Here is a 26,728-nt window from a genome sequence, read left to right as displayed (position 1 = left end):
TTCTTGCGATTCAGACTCTATCAGAGTCTTTCTCGCTTGCTTTCCAGGTCCTTCGCTTTCGCGCTTTCCCTTTCCGGCGGTTCCGACTCTATCAGTGCTTTTCCTTCTCTCCGACCACTCTCCGTTTTGCCGTGAAGGCATGCGGAAAGAGATCAAGCGGAGATCGGGATGATCATTGATCGAGTGGAGTCCCGGCCATCGACTGTTCGCGAGATGTTCACGCGGCACGTCCTGGCGGGAGTCACGACAGTACAGCTCCCGTGGGACGCAGGCAAATCGATTCACGCGTATGGTCTAGTCCACCGGTCTAGTCCACTAGTCTCCGTGTCCAAGGGCCGCCCGGATCGGGACCAACATCGGGCGAACCCGTACAACCTGTGCAATATCCTTCAGACGAGTACGCCGTTCGCGACAGGCAGTGACGGCGACACGCAGAAGCCCCACCCCTGGGAGGCCCCCATGACCAGCGTCACGTCCCCGCTCGCCGGGCAGGCCATCGGACTCGCGGCAGTGCCCGACCCGGTGTTCTCCGGCGCAATGGTGGGACCGGGCACCGCCATCGACCCCGTGCGTGAACCCTCCGCGGCGGTGTCCCCCGTCGACGGTGTGGTCGTTTCCCTGCACCCGCACGCGTACGTGGTCGTCGACGGCGAGGGCCACGGTGTTCTGACCCACCTCGGCATCGACACCGTGCAGCTCAACGGCGAGGGCTTCGAGCTGCTCGTGAACAAGGGCGACACCGTGGTCCGCGGCCAGGAGGTCATCCGCTGGGACCCCGCCGCCGTCGAGGCCGCCGGCAAGTCCCCGATCTGCCCCGTCGTGGCACTCGAGGCGACGGCCGACTCCCTCTCCGACGTCGTCGAATCCGGTGACGTCAAGCCGGACGACGTCCTCTTCAGCTGGCAGTAGAGCTTGCGCCTGCTCCCCAGGCGAGTCGGATATCCATCGCGGCGGGCAGGGTCCGCCGCTCAATCGGAGACGGGTGTAATGGAGACAACGCTGCGAGGCGTCGGCGTGAGCCACGGTGTGGCGATCGGCGAGGTTCGGCACATGGGTACGGCCGTGCTCGAACCGCCCGCGAAGCAGATCGCCGCGGACGAGGCGGAGCGCGAGCAGGGGCGCGCCCGTCAGGCCGTGGAGGCTGTGTCGGCCGACCTGATCGCACGCGGCCAGCTGGCCGGCGGCGAGGCCCAGCACGTGCTGGAGGCCCAGGCGATGATCGCCACGGACCCCGAGCTGATGTCGGACGTCGACCGGCGGATCGTCGTCGGCAGCACCGCCGAACGCGCCGTCTACGACGCGTTCGCGTCCTACCGCGACCTGCTCGCGGGGGCCGGCGAGTACATGGCCGGGCGGGTGGCCGACCTGGACGACGTACGGAACCGGATCGTGGCGCGCCTGCTGGGCGTGCCGATGCCGGGCGTGCCGGACAGTGACGAGCCGTACGTGCTGATCGCGCGGGACCTGGCTCCCGCGGACACCGCGCTGCTGGACCCGGCGCTGGTGCTCGGGTTCGTGACCGAGGAGGGCGGGCCGACCAGCCACAGCGCGATCCTCGCGCGGGCGCTGGGCGTGCCGGCGATCGTGGCGCTGCCCGGTGCGGGTGAGATCGCCGAGGGCACCGTCATCGCCGTCGACGGCAGCACCGGTGACCTGTTCGTGGAGCCCACGGCGGAGAAGCGGGCCGAGCTGGAGGCCGCGGCCGCCGAGCGGAAGGCGGCGCTGGCCGCCTCCTCCGGCCCGGGTGCGACCTCCGACGGGCACAAGGTGCCGCTGCTGGCCAACGTCGGCGGCCCGGCGGACGTGCCGGCCGCGGTGGAGGCCGGGGCCGAGGGCGTGGGTCTGTTCCGCACGGAGTTCCTCTTCCTGGACGACAGCAAGAAGGCTCCGTCCGAGGAGAAGCAGATCGAGTCCTACCGCAAGGTCCTGGAGGCGTTCCCGGAGGGGCGCGTCGTCGTGCGGGTGCTGGACGCCGGCGCCGACAAGCCGCTGGACTTCCTGACCCCGGCGGACGAGCCGAACCCGGCGCTGGGCGTGCGCGGTCTGCGCACGCTGCTGGACCACCCGGAGGTGCTGCGCACGCAGCTGACCGCGCTGGCCAAGGCGGCCGAGGGGCTGCCGGTCTACCTGGAGGTCATGGCCCCGATGGTGGCCGACCGCCAGGACGCGAAGGCGTTCGCGGACGCGTGCCGCGAGGCCGGTCTGGTGGCGAAGTTCGGTGCGATGGTGGAGATCCCCTCCGCCGCGCTGCGGGCGCGCTCGATCCTGCAGGAGGTGGAGTTCCTGTCGCTGGGTACGAACGACCTCGCGCAGTACGCCTTCGCCGCCGACCGTCAGGTGGGTGCGGTGTCGCGGCTCCAGGACCCGTGGCAGCCGGCGCTGCTCGACCTGATCGCCATGTCGGCCGAGGCCGCCAAGGCGGAGGGCAAGAGCTGTGGTGTCTGCGGTGAGGCCGCTTCGGATCCGCTGTTGGCCTGTGTGCTGACGGGTCTGGGTGTCACCTCCCTGTCGATGGGCTCCGCTTCGATCCCGTACGTGCGGGCGACGCTGGCCAAGTACACCCTCGCGCAGTGCGAGCGTGCGGCCGCGGCCGCGCGCGCGGCGGACAGCGCCGAGGAGGCGCGGGTGGCCGCGCAGGCGGTGCTGTCCGGCGAGTAGCGGGCGGTACGCGTGTCCGGTCCGAGGGGCCTTCGCCGGTGGCGGGGGCCCCTCGGGGTTTTCCGGTACGGGTCCGGTACCGGTCCGGGGCGGCGGGCTACTCGCGGTGCGGGCCGGGGAGGTCGACCTCGTAGCCGGGGCAGTATTCGACGCCGGGCTCCGGTGCGACGGGGTCGCCGGTGTCGGCGTCCGTGCAGTAGGCGTCGAACACGGCGGCGGCGGTGAGGGCCACGAGGCGGCCGCGGTCCAGGCGCCAGCCGTGGACCCGGTCGTGGAAGCCCTCGGTGGTGCTGCGCAGGACCAGGCCCCCGGAGCCGCCGAGGGCGAGGCCGGCGGCCAGGACGGTCACGAAGTCGAGGCCCTCGCGGCCCTGGACCCGGGGCCGGGTGCCGGGCCCGGCGGGCGTCTCGGCGTGCAGGACGGCGATGAGCTGTTCGTCCTCGGCGGGGACGCTGCACACCAGGTGGTGGTGGCCGGGTCCGGCGCCGGCGACGAGGCGGTCGAGGATGTCGGCGGCGCGTTCGAAGGAGGCCCTGCCGATGTCCTCGCCGCAGTCCGCGCAGGTGCCGGCGCCGGCGAGGAGCTCGGTGGCGTACTCCCAGGTGGACTGCCGGACGGCTGCGTCGACGAGGAGCGGTACGAGTTCCTCGACGGGCTGGCCGGCGTAGGGCAGGTGCGGGCCGCCGGCGAGCCCGGCGGTGAAGCGGGTGCGGGCGTGGGCGCTGTCCGGGTCGAGTCCGTGTTCCGCGCAGTAGTGGGCGTACTCCTCCGGGTCGAAGAGGGCGACTGTGGTGTGGATGCCCTGGGCCGCGAGGGAGCGCAGCAGGGCGTCGATCCGGCGGAGGTAGTCGGGGTACTCGTCGTGGTGGCCGAAGCCGAAGGTGCGGTAGTCCCGCATGGCCGCGAAGTCCCCGGGGTCGGTGAGGAGGCCGACGGTGCTGGGGACCTCGCGGCGCAGCGAGGCGGTCGTGGTGGTGCGTGGCGTGTCGGGTGTGGCGTTCATGGTTCCCCCTGAGCGTGCGATCACTTGCTCACTCACGGTAACCAGGGCCACTGACAGTCACCTCCGGGTGCGGCCGAGCTCCTCGTAGAAGGCGAGCAGCTCCGGGTGGTCGACCGAGCCGGGGTTGACCGCCTTGGCCATCGGGGTGCCCTGGAGGAGGCGCTTGACCGGGACCTCGATGCGCTTCCCGGTCAGGGTGTGCGGGACGGCCGGGATCTCGATGACCTCGTCGGGGACGTGGCGCGGGGAGAGCTGCTCGCGGATGGTCGCGGCGATCTTCTTGCGCAGGGCCTCGTCGAGGACGGCGCCGGGGGCGAGGTGGACGAAGAGCGGCATCCAGTAGCCGCCGCCCGGCTCCTCCAGGCCGATGACCAGGGATTCCTTGATCTCGGGGAGGCGTTCGACGACCTCGTAGATGTCCGCGGAGCCCATGCGGACGCCCTGCCGGTTGAGGGTGGAGTCGGAGCGGCCGTGGATGACGACGGAGCCGTGGTCGGTGATCGTGATCCAGTCCCCGTGGCGCCAGACGCCGGGGAACATCTCGAAGTAGCTGTCGCGGTAGCGGCTGCCGTCGGGGTCGTTCCAGAAGTGGATCGGCATGGAGGGCATGGGGGCGGTGACGACGAGTTCGCCGACCTCCCCGGTGAGGGGCTTGCCGGCCGGGTCCCAGGACTGGAGGTCCGTACCGAGGCAGGCGGCCTGGAGTTCGCCGATGTGGACGGGGAGGGTCGGGACGGCTCCGGCGAAGCAGCTGCACACGTCGGTGCCGCCGCTGACGGAGGCGATCCACAGGTCTTCGGCGACCTCGTCGTGGAGCCAGCGGAAGCCGTCGGGCGGCAGCGGGGAGCCGGTGGTGGCGACGCACTTGACGGCGGAGAGGTCGAAGTCGCGGGACGGGTGGACCTCGGCCTTCTTGCAGGCCATGACGTAGGCGGCGGAGGTGCCGTAGAGGGTGGCGCCGGTGCGCTCGGCGATCCGCCACTGGGCGCCGGTGTCGGGGTAGCCGGGGCTGCCGTCGTAGAGGACGACGGTGGTGCCGGTGAGCAGGCCGGAGACGAGGAAGTTCCACATCATCCAGCCGGTGGAGGTGTACCAGAAGAACCGGTCTTCGGGTCCGAGGTCGCAGTGCAGGCCGAGCTGCTTGAGGTGTTCGAGGAGGATCCCGCCCTGGGACTGGACGATGGCCTTGGGCGCGCCGGTGGTGCCGGAGGAGTAGAGGATCCACAGCGGGTGGTCGAAGGGGACCGGTTCGAAGACCGGCTCCTGGGTGCCGGAGGTCAGGTCGGCCCAGGCGCGGGTGCCCTCGGGGGCCTCGGTGCCGAGGAGCGGGATGTGGACGACGGCGCGCAGGGAGGGGAGTCCTTCGCGCAGTTCGGCGACGGTCTCGCGGCGGTCGTGCTGCTTGCCGCCGTAGCGGTAGCCGTCGATGGTGAACAGGACGACGGGTTCGACCTGCTCGAAGCGGTCGAGGACGCTGCGGGCGCCGAAGTCGGGGGCGCAGGAGGTCCAGACCCCGCCGACGGCGGCGGTGGCGAGGAGGGCCACGACCGCTTCGGGGATGTTCGGGAGGTAGCCGCTGACCCGGTCGCCGGGGCGGACGCCGAGGGCGCGCAGTTCGGCGGCGAGCGAGCCGACCTGGCGGCGGAGCTCGGCCCAGGTGACGGGCGTGGGTTCGTGGGTCTCGTCGACGTGGAGGAGCGCGGGGTCCGCGGCGCGGGCGGGGTCCTCGGCGGCGCGCAGGGCGTGTGCGGCGTAGTTGAGGGTGGAGCCGGTGAACCAGCGTGCGCCCGGCATGGAGCGGTCGGCGAGGACTTCCTCGTAGGGGGTGGTGAAGCGGACGTCGAACCATTCGGCGACGGCCTGCCAGAAGGTGTCGAGCTCGTCGACGGACCAGCGGTGGAGGGCCGGGTAGCCGCCGTCGGCGGGGGCGCCGAAGCGTTCGGCCGCCCAGGCCTGGAAGCGGGTGACCTGGGCCCCGGCGATCCTGTCGGGGCTCGGGGACCAGAGGGGTTCCGGCTGGGTGGCAGAGGTCATGGGTCGGCTCCCGGTCAAGTCTGGCTCTCGCGCTTCGTGTGCGTACGGTGCCGTCGCGGCGTCGGTGTGCGCGGCGGCTCACAGGGACCATGCCACGTGATCGACATCCGCACCAGAGCTGTCCTGGGCCGTGCGGGTTGATCGTTTTCCGGGTGAACGGCAGCTGAACGCCACCCGCGCGGCGGGGGGCCGGTGGCAGGGTGACCGGCATGGACGGTCGTGATCTGGTGCGTGCGGTGAAAGAGATCGGTACGGCGCGCGGGCGGCGGGCCTGGCGCTCGGCCTGGCGACACCGGCGTGCGGACGCCGAGGGGCTGCCGCGGCGGGGTGCGGAGCGGGCGCGGGTGCCGGGGCTGCTGGCGGGTACGGAGGCCCGGCCGGGGGGTGGGCTGCTGCGGTTCGCGCGCAGTGAGCTGCTGGTGCGGGTGACCGTGGGCGGTGCGGTGTTCTGGGGCTGGGACGGGGCGGAGCCGGTGCCGTCGTACGCGGTGGTGGGCTCGGGTCCCGAGCCGGATCCGCGGGCGGTGCTGGAGCCGGACACCGGGGGCGGCTGGCGGGTGGTGTCGGAGCGGGTGACGGTGGCGGTGTCCCGGCACGGGGCGGTGGAGGTGCGGACGCCGGGCGGGGCGGTGCTGCGGCGGGAGCTGCCGCCGCGCTGGTGGGATCCGGTGGACGGGGCGGAGGGGGACGGCGGGCCGGCCGGGGGCGGCTCGCGGTGGCTCCAGCGGTCGGAGGTGGCGGCGGACGCGCGGTTCTTCGGGCTGGGCGGGCGGGCGCGGGGGCCGCGGCTGCGGGACGGGGAGTACGGGCTGTGGAACACCGATCCCAAGGGCGGCTTCGGGCGGGAGACGGATCCGTTGTACATCACCATGCCGGTGCAGGTGGTGGTGGCGGACGCGGGGACGCACCTGGCGTTCTACGACAACTCCTGGGAGGGGCGGGTCGTCCTGCGCGAGGGTGAGGAGGGGGCCGGTTCGGGGGCGGACCGGCCGGGGACGAGCGAGCTGCGGCTGGAGGGCGGGCCGCCGCGGTGCTGGGTGCTGACGGGCACTCCGGCGCGGGTGATGCAGGGGTGGTCCGGGCTGACGGGGGCGGCCGCGGTGCCGCCGGAGTGGGCGCTGGGGTACCAGCACGCGCGGTGGGGTTTCGGGAGCGAGGACGAGGTGCGGCGGGTGGTGGCCGGGTACGAGGCGCGGGGGCTGGCGCTGTCGGCGGTGCACCTGGACATCGACCACTACGACGGGCACCGGGTGTTCACCGTGGACCGGGAGGCGTTCCCCGATCTGCCGGGGCTGGCCCGGGAGGTGGGGGCGCGGGGGGTGCGGCTGGTGTCGATCGTCGATCCGGCGGTGAAGGCCGGGGACGCGGTGCACGACTCGGGGCGGGCGGTGGGGGCGCGGGGGGCGTTCGTACGGGACGCGCGGGGGACGGAGGTGCGCGGGGAGGTCTGGCCGGGCGAGTGCGCGTACCCGGACTTCACGGATCCGGCGGTCCGGGAGTGGTGGGGCGGTCTGTACGGGGAGCGGCTGGCGCAGGGCTTCGCGGGTTTCTGGCACGACATGAACGAGCCGGTGTCCTTCGCTCCGTGGGGTGACGCCACGCTCCCCCGGTCGGCGCGGCACGTGCTGGAGGGCGCGGGCGGGGACCACCGGGCCGGGCACAACGTGTACGGGCTGATGATGGCGCGGGCCGGCTGGGAGGGCCTGGTGCGGCTGCGGCCGGCCGAACGGCCGTTCCTGTTCTCCCGGTCGGGGTGGGCGGGGATGCAGCGGTACGGGGGCACGTGGTCCGGGGACGTGGAGAGCAGCTGGGAGGGGCTGCGGGCGTCGCTGGCCCTGGTGCTGGGGCTCGGGCTGTGCGGGGTGCCGTACTCGGGTCCGGACGTCGGGGGGTTCGGGGGTTCGCCGTCGCCGGAGCTGTACCTGCGGTGGTTCCAGCTGGGGGCGTACCTGCCGCTGTTCCGGACGCATTCGGCGATCTGGGCGGGGCGGCGGGAGCCGTGGGAGTTCGGGCCGGAGGTGGCGGAGCTGGCGGGGGCGGTACTGGCGGAACGGGAGCGGCTGCGGCCGTACTTCGTGACGCTGGGGCACCTGGCGCGGCGGACGGGGGCCCCGTACGTGCGGCCGGTGTGGTGGGGGGCGCCGGAGGACCGGCGGCTGCGGGACTGCGAGGACGCGTTCCTGCTGGGGGACGCGCTGCTGGTGGCCCCGGTGCTGGAGTGCGGGGCGGACCGGCGTGCGGTGCGGCTGCCGCGGGGGCGCTGGTACGACACGGCGACGGGGGCGGCGTACGAGGGGCCCGGGCAGGTGCTGTTCGAGGCTCCGCCGGGGCGGATGCCGGTGCTGGCGCGGGCGGGGGCGGTGCTGCCGGTGCGGCGGCCGGACGGGTCCGTGGGCCTGGAGGCGTGGGCGCCGGCGCGGGGGCGGACCGGCGGCGGGGTGGTGATCCGGGATCCCGGGCCGGGGTTCGAGGCGGGCGAGGTGGAGCGGTACACGGTGCGGTGGGCCGGGGAGGCGGTGGTGGTCGAGGACGAGGCGGGGGGTGTGGTGAGCGGGGTGGAGGTGCGGGGGCTGGACCTGTAGGTCCGGTGTAGGGCGGAGGGGGATGCTCCGGTCTGCGGCGGGTGTGCCGTCCGCGGTCGGTTGGAGCAGGGAGTCTGTGATGGTCTTGACGAGCCCGGCGCGGGCGTACGCGCCGGACCGGTCGGCACGGGGCCGGCGGGTGTCGGCCGCCGTGCGGCGGTGGGACCGGGTGCCGGGTTCCGAGGTGGTGGGGGCGTGGCAGCCGGTCACGGTGTGGGCCCTGCTGCTGGTGACCGGGGTGGTCCCCGCCGGGACTCCCGGGGAGTCGGGCGTGGTCGCGGTCTCGCTGGCCGCGGCGGGTTTCCTGCACGGGCTGCTGGTGGTCAAAACGCTCGCGGCGCTGGGCCGCTGGACCGCCCGGGTGAGTGCGTGGCCGCGGCCGGTCGCGGTGGCAGTGCTGGCCGCCCCGGTGTCGGCACCGGCGGTCGTGGTGGTGCGGTGGTGGCTGGGGGCGCAGGGCGCTCCCGTGCCTGGCTTCGGCGTGGCGTGGGCCGGGTGCGTGGCGGCCGCGGTGCTGCCGATGGTGGTCGGGGTGCTGCTGAGGGGGCGGGCCCGGCCCGTGCCGGCGGGGGCGCTGTGGGCGCGGGGTGCGGTGGTTGCCGGGACGGTGGTGGGGGTGGTGGGTCTGGTGGGGATGGTGATGCCGTTGCCCTAGCCGGGCGGTGGGGGGCGGGGCGGGGTGCCGCTGCCCCCAGGGGCTCCGCCCCGGACCCCGCGCCTCAGACGCCGGCGGGGCTGGATCCTGCCGGCCGGAGCCGAATGCGCGGGCCTGGGGCTGGAGGTGGCGGTCAGGACGCGTAGTGGCCCGCGAACCAGGAGGTGGCTGCCTGGGTGTGGAGGGGGAAGGCCAGGGGCTGTGGGGAGCGGAGGAGGTGCCAGCCCGTGGTTTCGTCCGTGGCGGCCGAGGGCGGGAGGGACGAGGCCGGGCGGGGTGGGAGGAGGCCGAAGACGAGGAGGTGGCCTCCCGGGGAGCTGAGGACGTCGGCGAGGGCCACGTCGGAGGCGGGGGCCTCGATGCCCGTCTCCTCGCGGAGTTCGCGGACCACGGCCGTGCGCCAGTCCTCGCCGAAGTCCATGAAGCCGCCGGGCAGCGCGATGCCCCCCAGGGCCGGTTCGATGGTGCGGGTGATGACCACCAGGCCGGTGCCGGCGGCGTCCTCCACCGGGAGGAGCGCGACGGCGACCGGGAGCGGGTTGCGGTAGGTGACGCCGCCGCACGCGGGGCACCTGCGGGGCCACCCGTCGGTGTCGAACGGAGCTCCGCAGGTGGAGCAGTGCGAGTCCCTCAGCTGTGCCGGCATGCGGCGATGGTACCGGCCCCTGTCGCGTCGGGGCGGCCCGTGGCAGACTTCTGACGCTTCGTCAGATCATGCTTCCGGGAGGGGTCTTGGAACGCACACGCACGCCCGTGGTGAGCGGGTGGTTCACCGGGGCGGGCGCCGGGGGCGGATTCCGCCTGCTCGGCACCCGGTGCTCCGCCTGCGCCTCGGTGTTCTTCCCGCGCGAGGACGCGTACTGCCGCAATCCGCACTGCCCCGGCGGCGGCGACCTCGCCGAGGTGCCGCTGTCCCCGCGCGGCCGGGTCTGGTCCTACACCGACGGGCGCTACCGGCCGCCCGCCCCCTACGTGTCCGATCCGGACGTGCCCTGGGAGCCGTACACCCTGGTCGCGGTGGAACTGGAGGCCGAGCGCATGGTCGTGCTCGGGCAGGCCGCACCCGGGGTGACGCCGGCCGATCTGGCCGTCGGCATGGAGGTGGAGGTCGTGGAAGGGGTGCTCGGCGAGGACGCCGGGGCCGCCCGGACCACCTGGCGGTTCCGGCCGGTGGAGGGGGCCCGGTGAGCGGGGACGTGGCCGTGCTCGGGGCCGGCATGCACCCGTGGGGCAAGTGGGGCCGCAGCTTCGTCGAGTACGGGCGGGCCGCCGCCCGCGCCGCGCTCGCCGACGCCGGGCTGGAGTGGACGGACGTGCAGTCCGTGGTCGGCGCCGACACCGTGCGCGGCGGCTACCCGGGCTACGTCGCCGGGGCCACCTTCGCGCGGGCGCTCGGCTGGCAGGGGGCCCGGGTCACCAGCGTGTACGCGGCCTGCGCCTCGGGGGCCCAGGCCATCGGGGCGGCCCGGGCACAGATCCTCGCCGGGCTGGCGGACGTGGTGCTGGTGGTCGGCGCCGACGCCGCTCCGAAGGGGTTCTTCGCCCCGGCCGGGGGCGAGCGGCCGGACGATCCCGACTGGCTGCGGTTCCGGGTGCTGGGGGCCACCAACCCCGCCTACTTCGGGCTGTACGCCCGGCGCCGGATGGCCCTGCACGGGGACACCGCCGAGGACTTCGCCCTGGTCAAGGTGAAGAACTCGGCGGCCGGGGCGCACAACCCGAACGCCCGCTACCGCAAGGCGGTCTCCGCCGAGGAGGTGGCGGCCTCCGCGGTGGTGGCCGATCCGTTGCGCCTGCTGGACATCTGCGCGACCTCCGACGGGGGCGCGGCGCTGGTGCTGTGCAGTACGGACTTCGCCCGGGCGCGCGGGGTGGCGGACCCGGTGCGGATCCGGGCGGTGTCGACGGTGACGCCCACGTACCCGCGTACGGTGCTGGACCTGCCGGACATCGCGACCGACTCGGCGGCCGCCGTGGAGCCCGCGGCCGATTCCTTCCGTTCCTCGATCGCCCGTGCGGCGTACGAGGAGGCGGGGCTGGGGCCGGAGGACCTGTCGCTGGCGGAGGTGTACGACCTGTCCACGGCGCTGGAGCTGGAGTGGTACGAGGACATCGGGCTGTGCGGTGAGGGCGAGGGCGCCAAGCTCGTGCGGGAGGGCGTGACGGCGCTCGGCGGGCGGGTGCCGGTCAACGCGAGCGGCGGGCTGGCCTCCTTCGGGGAGGCGGTGCCGGCGCAGGCCATCGCCCAGGTGTGCGAGCTGACCTGGCAGCTGCGGGGTACGGCCGGGGCGCGCCAGGTTCCCGGGGCGCGGGCCGGGATCACCGCCAACCAGGGGCTCTTCGGGCACGGGTCGGCGGTGGTCGTGGTGCGGTGACGGTGCGGTGCGTGCCGCGAACAAGTGCTGCCGTCAGGGTGCTTGACGACCCCGGGCGGCGGGTTCACACTCGCTCCACGGTCCTGCGGCGACGAGGACCCCGTGACCCCCCATGAGAGCTGCGGCCCGTACCCCAGTCGGCGGGGGTACGGGCCGCCTCGACGCGCTCAGGAGGAGGCGCTCAGGCTCGCGCGGCGGGCCCGGGCGAGCGACATGGCGTGCTCCACCACCCCCACCAGCACGTCCTTGACGGACTCCCGGTCCCGGGCGTCGCAGAGCAGCACCGGCACCTCGGGGTCGAGGTCGAGCGCGTCGCGCACGGTCACCACCGGGTGGCGGTCGGCCCCGTCGAAGCAGTTGACCGCGACGAGGAAGGGGATGCCGCGCCGTTCGAAGTAGTCGATGGCGGCGAAGCAGTCGGCGAGCCGGCGGGTGTCGGCCAGCACGACGGCGCCCAGGGCGCCCTGGGCCAGCTCGTCCCACAGGAACCAGAAGCGGTCCTGTCCGGGGGTGCCGAAGAGGTACAGCACCAGGTCCTCGCGGAGGGTGATGCGGCCGAAGTCCATGGCCACGGTCGTGGTGCTCTTGCCCTCCACTCCCCCGGTGTCGTCGATGCCGACGCCGGGTTCGGAGAGCCGTTCCTCGGTCCGCAGCGGACGGATCTCGCTGACCGCACTGACCAGGGTGGTCTTGCCCACCCCGAAGCCGCCCGCGACCAGGATCTTCAGGGTCAGCGGCTCGACCGGCGAGACGGCGTGCATCGCACCGGTGCGGCTAGAGCGCCCGAAGGCCATCGATCACCTCACGGAGAATGGATTCATCAGGCAGTTCGGCCGGCGGGACCGGCCTGGTCACGTGGACCAGCTCCTCGTCGACGAGGTCGCCGATCAGGACCCGGACGACGCCGATGGCGAGGTCCAGGTCCGCGGCGAGTTCCGCGACCGACTGGGGGCGTTCCCGGCACAGCCCGAGGATGTGGGCGTGTTCCGGGGAGAGGGTCATGTCCCAGACCGGGTCGTCGGCCGCCGGCTCGGCGACGACGAGCGCGATCAGGTCGAGACGGTGCTGGGCGGCGTGGCTGGTCCGGCCGCGGGTCATGGCGTACGGGCGTACGACGGGACCCGCCTCGTCGTCGAACCAGTGCGGGTGGCCGGTCTCGGGCGTCGGGCGGTCGGTCGGGGGGTGGTCCTGGCCTGGATCGCTCATGCCGTCCGACTCACCCTCCGGCTGGCTGCCCGGAGCGCGGGGCGGTCGCCAGGTGGTCGCCTACGCGCTTGACCATGAGCGTCATCTCGTACGCGACCTGGCCGACGTCGGAGTCGGCGTCGGAGAGCACGGCCAGGCAGCTGCCGTCGCCCGCGGCCATGACGAAGAGGAAGGCCTCGTCCAGTTCGACGACCGTCTGGCGGACCCGCCCGGAGTCGAAGTGCCGGCCGACGCCCTTGGCCAGGCTGTGGAAGCCGGAGGCCACGGCGGCCAGGTGCTCGCTGTCCTCGCGGGTCAGGTCCTTCGAGCTGCCCGTCGGCAGGCCGTCGCCGGACAGGACGACCGCCTTGCGGATGCTGCCGACCTTGTCGACGAGTTCGTCGAGGAGCCAGTTGAGCGGGCCGGAGCCGCGGCCCCTGGTGTCGTTTCCGGTCTGCGGTGCGGTCATCGACCGTCCCCTTCGTTCTCGTGCGCGGGACCGGCGCCGGAGCGGCCGGCCTCGGTCTCGGACTGCTGCTGTGCGTGCTGGTTGCGGCCCGCCGTCCAGCCTCGCTGGAGGGCGGACATGCGCGTGCGTACGTCCTCCGCGTCCCGGTCGGTCACCGGGTCCTCGGGGGACTGCGCCGCGGCGGGGGCCGCGGCGTTCTTGAGCTGGGGTGCGAGGTTCGCCTGGCGCACCCGGCGGGGCAGGCCGCCCGGGCCGACGGCGGGCGCGGCCCCTTCGGAGCCGGTGCGCGGCTGCGCGGGAGCCGCCTTGACGGCGGCGGGCCGGGGCTCGACCCGGCGGCCGTGCTCGGCGACCAGGGTGGGCGTGGGGCGCCGCCGGGGCAGCGGGACGGGCCCGCCGGAGCGGGGGGCGTCGGGGTGCCCGGCCTCCGGGCGGGGGCGCTCCGAGCGCACCGGGCCGGTGGGGGCCAGGGGCTCCCGCCCGCGGTCGCGGTCGCGCTTCCAGGGGCCGCGTTCCATGTGGGGCGTGCCGTGCGGGTGGCCGCCGTGGGGGCGGTCGGCGGAGCCGGTGCCGAGGAGGGAGCTGCGCGGGATGCCGCCGGGCGGGGTCTCGTCGTCGAGGGTGGCCATGGGCGGGCGGCCGCCGACTCCGGTGAGGCCGGCGATGCCGGCGGCGGCCTCGTCGAGGGCGGCGGGGTCGTCGAGGCCGTCCAGGCCGAGGAGGCCGAGGGGGCCCTCCAGCTCGACCGGGCCGTTGAGCACGCCGGCGGGCAGCGGGCGGGCCGAGGGGGCCCGGTCGACGGCGGTCGGGCCGGGCCGTGCGGAGCTCTTGGCGCCCGGACCGGTCCGGACCCCCCGGACGCCCTTCACGGCGTCCAGGCGGATGCCGGTGCCGTTGGTGTCGGGGGCCTCGGTGAGGAGGTCGGCGGGGAGGAAGACCACCGCGGTGGTGCCGCCGTAGGGGCTGGGCTGGAGGACGACCTTGACGTTCTGGCGGCGCGCGAGGCGGCTGACCACGAAGAGGCCCAGGCGGTCGGTGTCGGAGAGCTCGAACTCGGGGGTCTCGGCGAGCCGGAGGTTGGCGTCGAGCAGCGCCTCCGGGTTCATGCCGAGGCCGCGGTCGTGGATCTCCAGGGTGAAGCCGTTGGCGACGCGTTCGCCGTGGACCTGGACCGCGGTGTGCGGGGGCGAGAACACCGTCGCGTTCTCCAGGAGTTCGGCGACGAGGTGGGTGACGTCGGCGACGGCCGGGCCCTCGATGCCGATGCGGGGCAGGCGCCGGACCTCGATGCGCTCGTAGTCCTCGACCTCGGCCACGGCGGCCCGTACGACGTCCATCAGCTGGACGGGCTTGCGCCACTGCCGGGAGGGCGCGGCGCCGGAGAGGATCACCAGGCCTTCGGCGTGGCGGCGCATGCGGGTGGTCATGTGGTCGAGGCGGAAGAGGTCGGCGAGTTCCTCGGTGTCCTCGGTGCGCCGTTCCATGGTGTCGAGCAGGGTCAGCTGGCGGTGCAGCAGCACCTGGTTGCGGCGGGCGAGGTTCACGAACACCTCGGAGACGCCGCGACGGAGCTCCGCCTGCTTGACGGCGGCCTCCACGGCGGCGCGCTGGAGGCTGTTGAGGGCCAGGCCGACCTGGCCGACCTCGTCCTTCTCGAACTCCAGGCGGGGCGCCTCGGTCTCGACGTCGACGGTCTCGCCGGCGGCGAGGCGGCGCATGACGCCGGGCAGGCGGACGCCGGAGGCCTCGTGGGCCTCCTTGCGGAGCCGGGACAGGTCGCGGATGAGGTCGCGTCCGATGCGGACGGACATCACGAGGGAGACGACGAGGGCGATGAAGCCGAGGACGCCGGCCACGGCGGCCTGGACGAGGACGCCGACGGCGACGGGCTCCACGCGCTTCTGGTAGCGGTCGCCGGCGGCGGTTCCCATGGCGGCGAGATCGCCGAGGACCTTGTTCGCGGCCTCGTCCCACTGGGCGGCGGTGACGCGGGGGTTCTTGCCGGCGCCGCCGGTGATGAACCGTTCCTCCGCGTCGCGCAGCGCCTTGGTCTGCGGGCCGTTCCAGTACTGCTCGAAGAGCTTGCGGTCGTCGGACGGCAGGATCGCGAGGTTGAACTCGTACAGCAGGCCGCGGTTGGCGGCGAAGTCGGAGACGCGGCGCAGGTCGCCGGCGGGGACGTTGCCGGCGGCGAGGGCGGAGGCGACGACCGCGTCCTCGCGGGAGAGGGTCTCGCGGGCACGGGTGATGCCGACGAGGGCGCGGCCCTGCTTGTCCATCTCGACGTTCTCCAGGGCGTGGAGATTCATCAGGAACTCGTAGCAGGGGTCGACCAGCCGGCTGTAGAGGTCCAGGGCCTGGGCGGGGTTGATCCCGCCCTTGTCGACGGAGCGGCGCAGCGCGGTGAGGCCTTCGAGGGCCTCGATGATCGTCCTGAGGTGCTGGCGGGCCTGCGGGCTGAGCTCGTCGGAGACCTCGGGATCGTGGGCGTTCGCGGTGATGGAGCGGACCATCGTGTCGGTCGCGGTGCGGCTCTTGGTGAGTTCGGCGGTGGCGGCCACCGCCCGGGGGTCGCCGAGGACGACCAGGGTCTGGCGGCGCTCCTTCTGGACGACGCGTACGACGTCCTCCATCGGGTAGCCGACCTTCTTGATGACGTACGCGACGTCGAGCAGCTGCACGGCCTCCCGGCCGGTGATGACCGTGGCGAAGCCCCAGAGGGCGGTGAGGGAGACGAGCGGCACCAGGAGCAACGCCACGATCTTCCGGCGGATGGACTTCCCGCGAAAGCGCATGGCCTCCCCAGCCTCCCCCTGCTCAACCCCGTTGTCAGAGGTCGGTGTTCCGTCATTTAAACGGCGTGAGCCTACTACTGCCACGGAGCGGCTTCGCAGACGTGTCCGGACGTTTTCGGCCTGCACCCCGTACGAAGATCACCAGTTGTCCGATGTTTCCGGTCAAGTCCGGCCCGATATGTGGCAGATGACACTTGCTGGGGTGTCAGTTCCATTGGCCGGATGGATGGCTGGAATTCTGCGTTCCGGGTCCGGTATACGGAACTCCGGAAGGGGTTCCGATCGTCTGACGGAGAGGGGCGGGGAGTGAGGCGGGGAGTGAGCGGACGATGAGGATGTACGAAGAGGACGGCACGGCGGCCGAGGCTCCGGTGCGGGCCCTGTGGGTGGAGGAGCCGGCCCGGCGGCGCCGGATGCCGGATCCGGTCCGGTCGTCGGCGGTGCGGGCGGTGCTGATCGTGGCGGTGACGCTGACGCAGGCGACGATCACCTTCTTCCTCACCCTGACCGGGTCCTGGCTGGCCTTCCCGATGGTGCTGGTCGGGATAGCGGCGACGATCGTGTCCACCTGGTCGGTGCTGGACGTGTGGATCACCCGGCAGATGTGGAACCAGCGGTACGGCGTCCTGTCCGAGCCGAGCAGCGCCGCCCGCGCGCCCCGGCGGGGCCGCACACCGGCCCGGGAGGGCCGGCTGGCGGCCCCTCCCCTGGCCGGGGGCATACCGGTGCACCAGCGCTCCGGGCACCGCTGACCGGCCGGGCGGGGCCGCGCTCCGGGCCCGGCCCGGGCCCGTCCGCCCGGGCCGGGCCGGGTGCCGCCGGCCGGAGGCCGGCGCAGCGGTCCGAAGCCCGGGAGGCCGGCCACGGCCGAGCGGTGCGAGGAACGCGTCAAGAAGAAGACGCGGCGGCGCGGCGGAACATGCGGGTCGCGGTGATCTCGCCGTGGATCGTCTCGCCCTCCGGGGACTGCTGGGGCAGACCCGGACGCAGGTGCTCCTCGACGCTGATGTACTTCAGGCCCGCGCGCAGGTCGGCGTCGTTCCGCAGCCGGATGACCAGCGGGAACTCGGCGAGGGCCGTGGTGTCGAAGAGGCCCGTGGTGTAGAGCAGCTGGACGCCGAGGGCGTCCGAGACGGCCCGCTGGAGCTCCAGCAGGTACGTGGCGTTCGCGCGGCCGATCGGGTTGTCGAGGAAGAGCGTGCCCGCGTGGCGGTGCTTGTCGCGGCCCCGGTCGTTGCTGCGCAGCGCGGCCATCGTGCAGTAGAGGGCGATGGCGGCGGTGAGCAGCTGGCCGCCGGAGAAGACGTCTCCCATCTGGCCGACGGGGACGCGCTCGGCGCGCAGCACCGCGTCGGGCTTGAGGATCTCGACGGCGATGCCCTTGGGCTCCAGGGCCGCCTGGACGCCGCGCAGGAGCAGGGACATGCCGTCGCGGCGGCCCTCGCCGAAGGCGGCGTTCTTCTTCACGGCCGTACGGGTGGCCTCGTCGATGACCTCGCCGAGCCGCTCGGTGAGGGTGGCCTGGTCGGGCTCCTCGAAGCGGATCCGCAGGAACTCCTGGCCCGACCACTCGCCGAGGCCCTCGGGCAGCTGGGAGAGGCGCTGGGCGGAGCGGAGGGTGGCCAGGGCGGATTCCACCAGGCCGCGCAGCCGGTCGACGATGCTGTCGCGGTTGCGCTCCAGCTGGGCGAGCTCGTCGGTGAGCACGCGCAGGCGCGGGGCGAAGGCGGCGGCCCAGGCGGCGGCGTGCTCGGGCAGGGCGGAGGCGGGCAGCTCCCGGATCTGCTGGCGCGCAGGGGTGCGCACCTGCTCGTAGCGGTTGGCGTTGGCGTGCCGGACCAGGACGTCGCTCGCCTCGCGCACCGCGGACTCGGCGGCGGACAGGTCGGCGGCGCAGCCGCGCAGGGAGCGGCGGGCCTCGGCGGCGGACTGCCGGGCCTCCTCCAGGGTGCCGGGGTGGGCCACCGGCTCCTGCTCGTCCTCCGGGTGGGTGTGGTCGCGCAGCAGGTCCCGCAGCATGGCGGCGGTCTCGTCGAAGCCTCCGGCGCCGTCCTCGGCGGCGCGGTGCGCGCGCAGCAGGTCGGCGTGCGCGGCCCGGGCGGCCTCGACGGCGGCGGAGTGCGCGGCCAGCTGGGCGGTGGCGGTGCGCAGCAGGCCCTGGGCCTGTTCGACGTCGGCCGGGACCAGTTCCTCGGGCAGCTCGGTGTGGGCCTCGCCCTCGGCGGGGGCGTGCCGTTCGGCTTCGCCGCGCAGCCGGCCCAGCTGCTCGCTCGCGGCGGAGGCGCGGGACTCCAGCATCTGGACGAGGGCCTCGGCGCGTGCGGCGGCGGCCTGCCGGGAGGGGCCGTCGGCTCCGTCGGTGCCTTCGAGGAGCTGGGCGGCGCGGGTGCGGACCTTGTTGGTGAGCCGGTCGAGTTCGGCGAGGGCGGCGCTCTCGTCGCCCTCGGCGCGGGCCTGTTCGGCGCGCAGGTCGGCGCCGACGCCGACCTTCTCGTACACCTGGGAGGCCGTGCGGTAGGCCTCGCGGAGGTCGGGCAGCGGCGCCTTGGCGGTGCCGTCGTCCTCGGGCAGCGGGTCGGGGGCTCCGGCGATCTCGGCGCGTTCGGCGCGCAGGGCGCGGGCGGTGCGGCGGGCGTCGTCGGCGGCGCGCTGGGCGGCGCGGCGGTCCTCGTCGGCGGCCCGGGCGCGGTCCAGGCAGACCTCGGCGCGCGCTTCGGACTCGGCGGCCTCGTCGGCCAGTTCGCGGACCCTGGCCTGCCAGCCGGAGCGTTCGCGCAGGCGGTGGGCGAGGCCGGCGAGGGCGTCGGCGGCGCGGCGGGCGCGCTGGGCGGCGTCCTGGCGCTCGTCGCGGACGCGGGCCGCGTCGGCCGCGGCCTCGTCGGCCTCGGCGCGTACGGTACGGGCCTCCGCGAGCTCGGCGTCGGCCTCCTCGGCGAAGGACCGGGCGGCGGCGGCCTGCTGCGCGAGTTCGGCGAGACGGCCGGGCGGGCAGCCGGTGCGCCAGGAGGAGAGCCGGGCGGCGAGTTCGCGGTCGCCGGCGAGGCGGGCGGCCAGCTCGCGGATCTCGGTGTCGCGGGCGGTGGCGCGGGCGCGCAGCGCCTGGCGCTCCTCGTCGGCGGCGTGCTCGTCGTGCATGGCCGGGTTCGGGGGGACGAGGAAGACGGAGTCGTCGGAGGCGTCGGCCGGCGGGACCGGCGCGAGCAGGGCGGCGGCCGTGCCGACGGCGACGGTGGAGCGGGGCAGCAGGGCGGCCGCGGAGAGGACCTCGCGGGCCCGGCCGTGGGTGTCGGGGTCGGTGATGACGACGCCGTCGACGAGTTCGGGGCGGGCCGCGAGGACGGCGGCGTGGTCGGCGGGGTCCACGGACTGGGCGAGGTAGCGCCAGCCGGGCAGGGCCGGGATGCCGTGCTCGCCGAGGTACTCGACGGTGGCGAGGACGTCGGGGCCGGGCGGGAGCAGGCCGCCGTCGCCGAGGGCACCGAGGATGCGGGCGTCGTCGGCGGCGGCGGTGCGCAGCTCGAACAGGTGGCGTTCGGCGGAGCCGACGGTGTCGGCCAGGATCCGGACCAGCTCGTCGGAGCCCCGGTCGAGGTCGGCGACGCCCAGGCCACCGGGGGCGGGTGCGGTCACGGCGCCCGCTGCCGCGGGCGAGCCCTGGGGGCCGGAGGGGCCGTGGCCCGCCAGGGCGGCGGCGGCACCGGCTTCGGCTGCGCGGGCGGAGCCCGGCCGGGCCCCTGCACCGGGCTCCGACGCGGCGGGGACGGGGTGGTCCCCGCCGCGCGGGTGCGGGAGGAAGGTGTCGGGGACCGGCGGGAGGCCGAGCAGCTCCGCCAGGCGCGGGGAGGCGGCCAGGGAGGCGGCGGCCCGCTCCTCGGCCGCGTGGGCGGCTTCGGCGGCGTCGGCGGCGTCGGCCGCGCGGGCGGCGGTGAGTTCGGCGCGGGATTCGGCGGCGGTTGCCTCGCGGGCGGCGTCGGCGGCGGCGCGGGCGGCCTCGCGGGACTCGTCCCAGGCGGCCACGGCGGTCTTCTCGGCGTCGCTGGCGGCGAGTGCGGCGCGGGCCGGGTCGGCGTCGGGGGCGGCGTCGTCGAGCCAGCCGGCGCGGACGGCGTCGGCGGTCTCCTGCTCCACCTCGGCGAGGCGGGCGCGCAGGTGCTCGGCCTCGCTGCGGGCGCGCTGGGCCGCGGTGGCGGCGGAGGTGGCGTCGCGGTGGGCGGTCTCGCCGAGGGACTGGAGCTCGGCGGAACGCTCCTCCTCCTCGTTGGCGGCGCGTTCGCCCTGCTCGGCGGCGGTGTGCAGGGCGCGTACCAGTTCGGCGGCGGCGGTGGCGCGGGCGGCCAGCGCGGGCGCGGCGTCCCGTTCGGCCTCCAGGATCGCGGCGGCGACGCGGGCGGAGCGGTCGGCGGCGGCGCGGTGGCGCAGCACGGTCTCGGCGGCCTGCCAGGCGGAGTGCAGGGTGCGGGCTTCGAGGAGCTCGCGGCGCTGGGCGGCGGCGGCCTTGTCGGCGACGGTCAGAGCCAGGGAGGCGTGCCGGTAGGCGAGTTCGGCGGAGACGGCGGCGCTGCGGGCGCGCTGGGACTCGGCGGCGGTGACCTCGTGGGCGGCGCCGGTGACCCGCTGGGCGAGGTCGGCGGCGCGGCCGCGTTCCTCGGAGGCGCGGGCGGACAGCCGCCGGGCGAGGCTGCGGGTGCGGCGTTCGGCTCCGGCGTGGACGTCGCGGAGCCGGGAGCGGGTCCCGGCCGCCTCCACGATGCGGGTGAGGAGGTCCACCGAGCCGGCGGTGAAGTCGCGTTCGGCCATCAGCTCGGCGCGGCGGCCGAGCTTGTTGCCGAAGCCGTGGACCAGGTCGGCGAGGCCGTCGGTGTCGCGGGTGTCGGTGACGGCGCGCAGCAGCAGGTCGGTGAAGTCGGAGTCCTTCTTGACCGCGAAGAGGCCGGCGGCCTCGCCCTCGTCGGCGTTCATCTCGCGCTGGTAGCGGAAGAGTTCGGGGTCGAGTCCGAGCTCGGTGAGGTGCTCGTTCCAGCGGTCGTGGATCTCCTCCCAGTACACCTCCAGGTGCGGGTAGGCCTTGCCGGCCTCGGTGATCGCGTCGCGGAAGCCCTTCATGGTGCGGCGGCGGCCCTGGGCGCCGGAGGCGCCCTCGACGGGCGGGCGCACGGAGGTGGCCTCGGCGACGGGGAGGCCGTCCAGGCTCAGGCCCGGCCCGGGGCGGAAGGAGTACCAGGCCTCGGCGAACTTGCGCGGGTCGTTGGAGACCTGGCGGCCGCGCCACTCGCTGACCTTGCCGACGACCACGCACTCGCCGGTCTGGGTGTGCTGCCATTCCAGGGCGACGTGGCCGCAGTCGTCGGCGAGCAGGAACTTGCGCAGGACGCCGGAGCTGGCGCCGCCGAGGGTGTTGCGGTGGCCCGGGAGCATCACCGAGAAGATCAGCTTGAGCAGGACGGACTTGCCGCCGCCGTTCTCCAGGAAGAGCACGCCGGCGGGCGCGGGTCGGCGGGGCGGTCCGGTGGGTTCGTCCTCGAAGAACTCCGCCTGGGTGGGCGCCGGGTGGGGCACCGGCTCGCCGACTCCGCGCAGGTCGAGCACGGTGTCGGCGTAGCGTGCGCCGGCGGGCCCGATGGAGTAGAGGCGGATCCGGGACAGCTCGTACATGGCGGCGGACTCTCGTTGCTTCTCGGTGTACTCGGTGCGTTTCCGGTACGCGGGGCGGGTGGCTCAGGCGTGGAACGGCAGGCCGGCGTCGGCCGCGAGTTCCAGGTCGTCGCCCTCGGGCGGCGGCAGGAGGGTGGCGGAGCCGTCGCTGACGGGGACCACGCCGAGTTCCAGGAGTTCGGCCATGGCCGCCGTGCCCGCCATGTCGCGGACCTGGAGCTGGTAGCGGGGTGTGGTGCGGTAGGTGCCGCCGGCGTCGTCGCCGGTGCGCTGGAGGAAGCCGGACTCGGTGAGGAAGGCGGCGGCCTTGCCGACGATGCCGGTGGTGGAGCCGGCCAGGCGGCGGGCGTCCTTGGTGGCGCCGGTGGCGCTGCGGCGGGCGTAGACCCGCCAGGCGGCCTCCAGGCCGGGGGCGTCGGACGCCGGGTCGGTGTTCTCGCCGAGCTCCTCGGCGCGCTCCTCCAGGCGGCGGCAGGTCTGGCGGACGAAGGCGTCGACGCCGTTGACGCTGATGCGGCCGATGTAGCCGTCGTCGGCGAGGTCCTCGGGGCGGGGGAAGGCGAGGGCGGCGACGGCCAGGTGGGCCAGGCCGTGCAGGAAGCGGTCGCCGCCGTCGGCGGAGGTGCGGCGGGCGTAGTCGCCCATGCGGACGGCGAAGACGGAGTCCTCGCCGGCGGCGACGGCCATTCCGGCGCGGGGGGACACCTCCAGGACCACGAGCCCGAGGCCGGTGGCGACGGCGTCGGCGAGCCGCCCGAAGGCGGGGTCCTCGCGGTAGCGGCGCAGCAGCTCGGCGTACTCGGCGTCACGGGCGGGCAGCAGCTTGGGCTGGAGCCCGAACCCGACGAGCCGGGCCGCGTCGGCGGCGTCGGCCGGGGTGACGGCCCCCGCGGGGGAGGCGACCGGTGCGGGCGCGGCCGGGACCGACGGGCCCTCGGGCTCGCTCCACGCGGGGTTCTCGGCGTGGTGGTCGCTCACGGGCGGGTCTCCTCGGCGGTGCGGGTGGTGCGGGTACGGGTCTGGGTGGTCCGGGTCCGGGCGGTCCGGGTCCGGGCGGTCGTCCGGGTCCGGGCGGTCCGGGGGCAGGCGGTCCGGGGGCAGGCGGTCCGGGTGCTGGTGCGGGCGGGCGCGGTGCCCGGCGGGGTCATGCCGACTCCGCGCGGTCGGCGGCCATGCCCGCCGCGTCCAGGAGGGCCGTGCCGACGATCAGGTCGGCGCCGCCGAACCCGGGGTCGTCGAGCTGCGTGCCGTCGTCCACGGCGAACAGCAGCCGCTCCTCGCCCTGGCGGTACGCCGTGCCCACCGCGGGGCTCGCCGCGTGGACGGCGAGCAGGGCCACCAGGTAGGGGAGGTCCGGGTCCTCGCGGCGGGCCTCGGCGAGGAGGCCGGAGAGCCGGCGCGGGGCGTCGTGCGGCAGGTCCAGGAGCCGCGTCGCGGCGGCGAGCTGCTCCTCGCTGAAGCGGCTGTCGTCCGGGGTGGCGATGAGGTCCGGCTCGGGCATCTCCGCGCCGAGGTGCTCCCGTTCCACGGGCGGGGTGAGGAGGATGTCGACCAGGTCCGCGACCCGCACGGAGACGGGGGTGCGCAGCCCGGTGCCGGCGGCGAAGAAGGCGTCGGTGACCCGGGTGGCCCCCTCCAGCGGGAGCGGCAGCAGGGGCGCGACGAGCTGGCCGTAGAGGTCGATGCCGGAGCGGGGGGCGGGTGCCGCGAAGGCCTGGCGGTCCTGTTCGGCGCGGAAGAGCGGGCCGGCGTCCAGCAGCCGGGACTGGAGCTGGGTGTGCCGGCGGATGCAGTCCTTGACGATGTCCACGAGCTCGGCGGCGCGCCGCTTGTTCTCGGGGTCCTCGGCCTCGTCGCGGGCCTTGCGGATGTTGGTGAGGATCGCGTTCTCGTGCCGGTAGCGGTCGGCGACGTGGTCGAGGGCCTCCGCGATCATGTCCGGGACGGCCTGGAGCCAGTCGACCGCGCGGACGTTGCGCCGGGTCGCGTCGAGGGTGCGGCGGAGGGTCTCGGCGTACTGGACGGTCCGGTAGCGGGCCTGTTCGGCGGCGAGCTGGGCGTCGGCCAGCCGGCCCCTGCTGATCAGGACCTCCAGCTTGACCTCGGCGGCGATCTGGGCGCTGGTGACGTCCGTGTCGAGGGCGCCGACCAGGACGTTGACCGCCTCGTCGGTGGTCCGCAGGTAGACCGCGCCGCCGTGGCCGGGGACCTCCTCGATCAGCTTGAAGTCGTAGTCCCGGCGGACGTAGACCCCGTCGGGGCCGAACGTGCCGTAGACCGCGCGGAAGCCGCGGTCCACGCTGCCGACGTTGATCAGGTTCTCCAGCACCCAGCGGGCGACCCGCTCGTGCTCGGCGACGGGCCGCCCGGGGGCCTGGGCGGCGACGCGCGGGAGCAGCCGGGCCACTATCTGCTCGTGGTCGGCGCCGGTGTCGAAGTCCATGTTGAGCGTGACGAGGTCGATCGCGGACAGCGCGACCTCCGCCATCGCGTAGACCCCGTACTCGCCGGCCAGGTTGGCCTTGCGTACGTCGAGGTCGTGCAGCGGGGCGGTGCAGGCCAGGGCACGCAGCCGCCGGGCGAGGCCTTCGTCGGCGGCCGGGCCCGGCGCCGGGGACGGAAGGGTTTTCGCCGGGGCTGGGAGAGTCACGACGGAAAGAGTAGGCGGTGTCGCGGACAACAACCCAAACGGCACGGTTTCCGCCGGACCGTCCCCCGGTGGCGGGCGGAGCGGCGCGGCCGGGCGGTCGGGGGCTGTTCTACGCTCGGCGCATGGCTTCCATGATCACATCTCTGATCGACCTGAACGCCGACCTGGGCGAGGGCTTCGGACGCTGGACGCTGACCGACGATGCGGCCCTGCTGTCGGTGGTCACGAGCGCCAACGTGGCCTGCGGCTTCCACGCGGGCGATCCGTCGATCATGCGCCGGGTCTGCGAGCTGGCCGCCGAGCGGGGCGTGCGGATCGGCGCGCAGGTCTCGTACCGGGACCTGGCGGGCTTCGGGCGGCGGTCGATGGACGTGCCGGCCGGGGAGCTGGCGGCGGAGGTGGCCTACCAGATCGGCGCACTGGAGGTGTTCGCGCGGGCGGCCGGGTCCCGGGTGTCGTACGTGAAGCCGCACGGTGCGCTGTACAACCGCACGGTCCATGACGCCGAGCAGGCCGCCGCGGTGGTCGCCGGGGTCCGGCTGGCCGCCGGGGAGGCGGGGCTGCCGGTGCTGGGCCTGCCGGGGTCGCTGCTGCTGGCCCGGGCCGCGGAGGCGGGGCTGGAGGCGGTGCCGGAGGCCTTCGCCGACCGGGCGTACACCCCGCGGGGGACGCTGGTGCCGCGCGGGGAGCCGGGGGCGGTGCTGCACGATCCGGACGCGGTGGTCGGGCGGGCCGTTCGGATGGCCGCCGAACGGACCGTGACGGCCTCCGACGGGTCCCCCGTCCCGGTCCCGGCGCGCTCGCTGTGCCTGCACGGGGACACCCCCGGTGCGGCGGGGCTGGCCCGCCGGGTCCGGGAGGCGCTGGAGGGGGCCGGGGTGCGGGTGGAGGCCTTCGCGTGAGGGCCCTGCCCGTGGGGCGGGACGCCCTGCTCGTCGAGGTGGACTCCGCCGGGGAGGTCGCCGCCCTCCACGCCGAGCTGCTGCGCCGCCGGGACGCGGGCGAGCTGGGCGGCGTACGGGAGGTCGTGCCGGCCGCGCGGACCGTGCTGCTGGACGGGGTGCGGGAGCCGGGCGCGCTGGCCGCGCGGATCGCGCGCTGGGAGGTGCCGCCGCTCGCGGAGGCCGAGGGGCCGCTGGTCACGGTCCCCGTGCGGTACGACGGGCCGGACCTGGCGGACGTGGCCGCCGCGTGGGGGGTCGCGGAACGGGAGGTGGCGGCCGTGGTCGCCGGGACCCTCTTCCGGGTGGCCTTCTGCGGGTTCGCACCCGGCTTCGGGTACCTGACGGGGCTGCCGGAGCACCTGTGGCTGCCCCGGCGGGCCACGCCCCGCACGGCGGTCCCGGCGGGGTCGCTGGCGCTGGCCGGGGAGTACGCGGGGGTCTACCCGCGCTCCTCCCCCGGCGGCTGGCAGCTGATCGGCTCCACGGACGCAGTGCTGTGGGACCCCGCGCGGGAGCCGGCGGCGCTGTTCGCGCCCGGGGTGCGGGTGCGGTTCGAGGAGGCGGGGCCGGCGTGAGCGGGCTGCTGGTGCTGCGGGCGGGTGCGCTGACCACCGTCCAGGACGCGGGGCGCCCCGGGTACGCGCACCTGGGCGTGCCCCGCTCGGGGGCGCTGGACACGGGGGCGTACGCGCTGGCCAACCGCCTCGTCGGGAACCCGGCGGGGGCCGCCGCCCTGGAGACCACCCTGGACGGGGTCCGAGTGCGCGCACTGGCCCCGGTGACGGTGGCCGTGACGGGCGCTCCCTGTGCGGTACGCGTCTGCGGGCGCCCGGCGGCCTGGGGTGCGCCGGTGTGGCTGCGCGCGGGCGCGGAGCTGGACGTGGGCCGGGCGGAGTCCGGGCTGCGCAGCTACGTCGCGGTGCGGGGAGGTCTGGCTGCGCCGACGGTGCTGGGGAGCCGCGCGACGGACCTGCTGTCGGGGCTCGGCCCGCCGGTGCCGGTGGCGGGATCGGTGCTGGAGGTGGGCCCGCCGGGCCCGGACCCGGTGCCGTGCGCCGACGCGGTGGCCCCGGCGGGGATGCCGGCGCCCGAGCTGGTGCTCCCGCTGCGGCTCGGGCCGCGGGCCGACTGGTTCACGGCGGCTTCGCTGGCGGCGCTGCTGTCCTCGGCGTACCGGGTGTCGCCGGCGTCGAACCGGATCGGGCTGCGCACGGAGGGGGGCCCGGCGCTGGCCCGCGCGCGGGGCGGGGAGCTGCCGAGTGAGGGGATGGTGCTGGGGGCGGTGCAGGTGCCGCCGGACGGGCTGCCGGTGGTGTTCCTGGCCGACCATCCGGTGACGGGCGGCTACCCGGTGGTCGGCGTGGTCCCTCCGGGGGCGGCCCTCGACGCCGCCGCCCAGGCCCGCCCGGGCCTCCGGCTCCGCTTCGTTCCTTCTTGACGCGCCGCACGCCTTCTTGACGCGGTCCTCGCGCGGCTCGGCGCCGGGGCGCTTCCCGGGCTTCGGGCCCGCTGCGCCTACCTCCGGCCGTCGGACCGGGGGCGGGGCCGGGTTGGGTGGCCGGTGCCGGTGGTCGGGTGCGGGTGGGTTGGGCCGCTGCGCGGAGCGGGTCCCCTACCCACCCTTCCACCGTTCCCAGGGGCTCCGCCCCTGACCCCGTTGCGCTCAAACGCCGCGCGGGCTGGAGGATCCAGCCCCGCCGGCGTTTGAGGCGCGGGGGTCTGGGGG

21 protein-coding genes are annotated in these 26,728 nt (G+C 75.3%); 10 read left to right on the top strand and 11 right to left on the bottom strand.

Annotated elements, in window-relative coordinates; genetic code table 11:
- The first annotated feature begins 459 nt into the window (after window positions 1-459).
- Window positions 460-909 (top strand): PTS glucose transporter subunit IIA, encoded by a 450-nt coding sequence (locus ACIPW5_RS38820; protein ID WP_401255915.1) that lies wholly within the window; start codon window positions 460-462, stop codon window positions 907-909.
- Window positions 910-987: 78 nt separating this feature from the next.
- Window positions 988-2,658, top strand: coding sequence for a phosphoenolpyruvate--protein phosphotransferase (gene ptsP / locus ACIPW5_RS38815; protein WP_401255912.1), 1,671 nt, complete (start codon window positions 988-990; stop codon window positions 2,656-2,658).
- Window positions 2,659-2,755: 97 nt separating this feature from the next.
- Here the strand turns inward: ptsP and ACIPW5_RS38810 are convergent, their stop codons facing one another.
- Together ACIPW5_RS38810 and ACIPW5_RS38805 are read right to left on the bottom strand one after the other, a co-directional pair.
- Window positions 2,756-3,661 (bottom strand): hypothetical protein, encoded by a 906-nt coding sequence (locus tag ACIPW5_RS38810; protein ID WP_401255909.1) that lies wholly within the window; start codon window positions 3,659-3,661, stop codon window positions 2,756-2,758.
- Between the two features lie 57 nt (window positions 3,662-3,718).
- Window positions 3,719-5,695, bottom strand: coding sequence for an acetoacetate--CoA ligase (locus tag ACIPW5_RS38805; RefSeq protein ID WP_401255907.1), 1,977 nt, complete (start codon window positions 5,693-5,695; stop codon window positions 3,719-3,721).
- 209 nt (window positions 5,696-5,904) lie between these two features.
- On the opposite strand from ACIPW5_RS38805, the gene ACIPW5_RS38800 reads away from it, so the two are divergent.
- Together ACIPW5_RS38800 and ACIPW5_RS38795 are read left to right on the top strand one after the other, a co-directional pair.
- Complete coding sequence (locus ACIPW5_RS38800) at window positions 5,905-8,277, top strand: TIM-barrel domain-containing protein (protein ID WP_401255904.1); 2,373 nt, start codon at window positions 5,905-5,907, stop codon at window positions 8,275-8,277.
- A 79-nt stretch (window positions 8,278-8,356) separates the two neighbouring features.
- Window positions 8,357-8,932: a hypothetical protein gene (locus tag ACIPW5_RS38795; RefSeq protein WP_401255902.1), complete on the top strand. Its 576-nt coding sequence runs from the start codon at window positions 8,357-8,359 to the stop codon at window positions 8,930-8,932.
- A gap of 133 nt (window positions 8,933-9,065) precedes the next feature.
- On the opposite strand, the gene ACIPW5_RS38790 is transcribed toward ACIPW5_RS38795, so the two are convergent.
- Window positions 9,066-9,578: an NUDIX domain-containing protein gene (locus tag ACIPW5_RS38790; protein WP_401255900.1), complete on the bottom strand. Its 513-nt coding sequence runs from the start codon at window positions 9,576-9,578 to the stop codon at window positions 9,066-9,068.
- 86 nt (window positions 9,579-9,664) lie between these two features.
- Here ACIPW5_RS38790 and ACIPW5_RS38785 point away from each other — a divergent pair, with 86 nt between their 5' ends.
- Both ACIPW5_RS38785 and ACIPW5_RS38780 read left to right on the top strand, forming a co-directional pair.
- Window positions 9,665-10,120, top strand: a complete 456-nt coding sequence (locus tag ACIPW5_RS38785; protein WP_401255897.1) for a Zn-ribbon domain-containing OB-fold protein — start codon at window positions 9,665-9,667, stop codon at window positions 10,118-10,120.
- The gene (locus tag ACIPW5_RS38780) at window positions 10,117-11,307 is read left to right on the top strand and encodes a lipid-transfer protein (RefSeq protein ID WP_401255895.1); all 1,191 of its coding nucleotides are present in this window, start codon (window positions 10,117-10,119) and stop codon (window positions 11,305-11,307) included. The genes ACIPW5_RS38785 and ACIPW5_RS38780 overlap by 4 nt, the downstream gene beginning before the upstream one ends.
- A gap of 167 nt (window positions 11,308-11,474) precedes the next feature.
- Here ACIPW5_RS38780 and ACIPW5_RS38775 read toward each other — a convergent pair whose 3' ends face one another.
- The 4 genes from ACIPW5_RS38775 to ACIPW5_RS38760 are packed head-to-tail and all read right to left on the bottom strand — an operon-like array spanning window position 11,475 to window position 15,756.
- Window positions 11,475-12,101, bottom strand: coding sequence for an ATP/GTP-binding protein (locus ACIPW5_RS38775; RefSeq protein ID WP_385770163.1), 627 nt, complete (start codon window positions 12,099-12,101; stop codon window positions 11,475-11,477).
- Window positions 12,082-12,513 (bottom strand): DUF742 domain-containing protein, encoded by a 432-nt coding sequence (locus ACIPW5_RS38770; protein WP_401255892.1) that lies wholly within the window; start codon window positions 12,511-12,513, stop codon window positions 12,082-12,084. Before ACIPW5_RS38770 ends, ACIPW5_RS38775 begins: the two co-directional genes overlap by 20 nt.
- Window positions 12,514-12,523: 10 nt before the next feature.
- Window positions 12,524-12,961 (bottom strand): roadblock/LC7 domain-containing protein, encoded by a 438-nt coding sequence (locus ACIPW5_RS38765; RefSeq protein ID WP_125820443.1) that lies wholly within the window; start codon window positions 12,959-12,961, stop codon window positions 12,524-12,526.
- Window positions 12,958-15,756 carry a nitrate- and nitrite sensing domain-containing protein gene (locus ACIPW5_RS38760; protein WP_401255890.1) on the bottom strand — a complete coding sequence of 933 codons (2,799 nt, stop codon included), beginning with the start codon at window positions 15,754-15,756 and terminating at the stop codon, window positions 12,958-12,960. Before ACIPW5_RS38760 ends, ACIPW5_RS38765 begins: the two co-directional genes overlap by 4 nt.
- Window positions 15,757-16,085: 329 nt before the next feature.
- Between ACIPW5_RS38760 and ACIPW5_RS38755 the strand changes: the two genes are divergently transcribed.
- Entirely contained in the window at window positions 16,086-16,508 is a 423-nt protein-coding gene (locus tag ACIPW5_RS38755) for a hypothetical protein (RefSeq protein WP_401255888.1), read from the top strand.
- 136 nt (window positions 16,509-16,644) lie between these two features.
- Here ACIPW5_RS38755 and ACIPW5_RS38750 read toward each other — a convergent pair whose 3' ends face one another.
- From ACIPW5_RS38750 to ACIPW5_RS38735, 4 genes are all read right to left on the bottom strand, one after another.
- A complete protein-coding gene (locus ACIPW5_RS38750) occupies window positions 16,645-21,408 on the bottom strand; it encodes a hypothetical protein (RefSeq protein ID WP_401255886.1) in 4,764 nt (1,587 codons plus the stop codon).
- Between the two features lie 63 nt (window positions 21,409-21,471).
- Entirely contained in the window at window positions 21,472-22,386 is a 915-nt protein-coding gene (locus ACIPW5_RS38745; RefSeq protein WP_401255883.1) for a hypothetical protein, read from the bottom strand.
- Window positions 22,383-22,556, bottom strand: coding sequence for a hypothetical protein (locus ACIPW5_RS38740; protein WP_401255880.1), 174 nt, complete (start codon window positions 22,554-22,556; stop codon window positions 22,383-22,385). Before ACIPW5_RS38740 ends, ACIPW5_RS38745 begins: the two co-directional genes overlap by 4 nt.
- Window positions 22,553-24,058 carry a hypothetical protein gene (locus tag ACIPW5_RS38735; protein WP_401255878.1) on the bottom strand — a complete coding sequence of 502 codons (1,506 nt, stop codon included), beginning with the start codon at window positions 24,056-24,058 and terminating at the stop codon, window positions 22,553-22,555. The genes ACIPW5_RS38740 and ACIPW5_RS38735 overlap by 4 nt, the downstream gene beginning before the upstream one ends.
- A 122-nt stretch (window positions 24,059-24,180) precedes the next feature.
- Here ACIPW5_RS38735 and ACIPW5_RS38730 point away from each other — a divergent pair, with 122 nt between their 5' ends.
- From ACIPW5_RS38730 to ACIPW5_RS38720, 3 genes are read left to right on the top strand one after another with little or no spacing between them, the layout of a single operon-like run.
- Window positions 24,181-24,960, top strand: coding sequence for a LamB/YcsF family protein (locus ACIPW5_RS38730; protein ID WP_401255875.1), 780 nt, complete (start codon window positions 24,181-24,183; stop codon window positions 24,958-24,960).
- A complete protein-coding gene (locus tag ACIPW5_RS38725; protein WP_401255873.1) occupies window positions 24,957-25,577 on the top strand; it encodes an allophanate hydrolase subunit 1 in 621 nt (206 codons plus the stop codon). The genes ACIPW5_RS38730 and ACIPW5_RS38725 overlap by 4 nt, the downstream gene beginning before the upstream one ends.
- A gap of 5 nt (window positions 25,578-25,582) precedes the next feature.
- Window positions 25,583-26,440: a biotin-dependent carboxyltransferase family protein gene (locus tag ACIPW5_RS38720; protein ID WP_401255918.1), complete on the top strand. Its 858-nt coding sequence runs from the start codon at window positions 25,583-25,585 to the stop codon at window positions 26,438-26,440.
- Window positions 26,441-26,728: the final 288 nt, after the last annotated feature.

The organism is Streptomyces sp. NPDC090077 (assembly GCF_044747545.1).
GTDB lineage: Bacteria > Actinomycetota > Actinomycetes > Streptomycetales > Streptomycetaceae > Streptomyces.
The sequence above is the reverse complement of the archived record's forward strand: the minus strand, read 5'-3'. Positions and strand labels throughout refer to the sequence as shown.

Excerpts from the sequence above, each read along its gene's own strand:
- ACIPW5_RS38790 (WP_401255900.1), bottom strand. The coding sequence starts at position 9,578 with ATGCCGGCACAGCTGAGGGACTCGCACTGCTCCACCTGCGGAGCTCCG.
- ACIPW5_RS38820 (WP_401255915.1), top strand. The coding sequence starts at position 460 with ATGACCAGCGTCACGTCCCCGCTCGCCGGGCAGGCCATCGGACTCGCG.
- ACIPW5_RS38770 (WP_401255892.1), bottom strand. The coding sequence starts at position 12,513 with ATGAGCGATCCAGGCCAGGACCACCCCCCGACCGACCGCCCGACGCCC.
- ACIPW5_RS38730 (WP_401255875.1), top strand. The coding sequence starts at position 24,181 with ATGGCTTCCATGATCACATCTCTGATCGACCTGAACGCCGACCTGGGC.
- ACIPW5_RS38795 (WP_401255902.1), top strand. The coding sequence starts at position 8,357 with ATGGTCTTGACGAGCCCGGCGCGGGCGTACGCGCCGGACCGGTCGGCA.
- ACIPW5_RS38760 (WP_401255890.1), bottom strand. The coding sequence starts at position 15,756 with ATGCGCTTTCGCGGGAAGTCCATCCGCCGGAAGATCGTGGCGTTGCTC.
- ACIPW5_RS38755 (WP_401255888.1), top strand. The coding sequence starts at position 16,086 with ATGAGGATGTACGAAGAGGACGGCACGGCGGCCGAGGCTCCGGTGCGG.
- ACIPW5_RS38810 (WP_401255909.1), bottom strand. The coding sequence starts at position 3,661 with ATGAACGCCACACCCGACACGCCACGCACCACCACGACCGCCTCGCTG.
- ACIPW5_RS38775 (WP_385770163.1), bottom strand. The coding sequence starts at position 12,101 with ATGGCCTTCGGGCGCTCTAGCCGCACCGGTGCGATGCACGCCGTCTCG.
- ACIPW5_RS38740 (WP_401255880.1), bottom strand. The coding sequence starts at position 22,556 with ATGACCCCGCCGGGCACCGCGCCCGCCCGCACCAGCACCCGGACCGCC.
- ACIPW5_RS38805 (WP_401255907.1), bottom strand. The coding sequence starts at position 5,695 with ATGACCTCTGCCACCCAGCCGGAACCCCTCTGGTCCCCGAGCCCCGAC.
- ptsP (WP_401255912.1), top strand. The coding sequence starts at position 988 with ATGGAGACAACGCTGCGAGGCGTCGGCGTGAGCCACGGTGTGGCGATC.
- ACIPW5_RS38800 (WP_401255904.1), top strand. The coding sequence starts at position 5,905 with ATGGACGGTCGTGATCTGGTGCGTGCGGTGAAAGAGATCGGTACGGCG.
- ACIPW5_RS38750 (WP_401255886.1), bottom strand. The coding sequence starts at position 21,408 with ATGTACGAGCTGTCCCGGATCCGCCTCTACTCCATCGGGCCCGCCGGC.
- ACIPW5_RS38765 (WP_125820443.1), bottom strand. The coding sequence starts at position 12,961 with ATGACCGCACCGCAGACCGGAAACGACACCAGGGGCCGCGGCTCCGGC.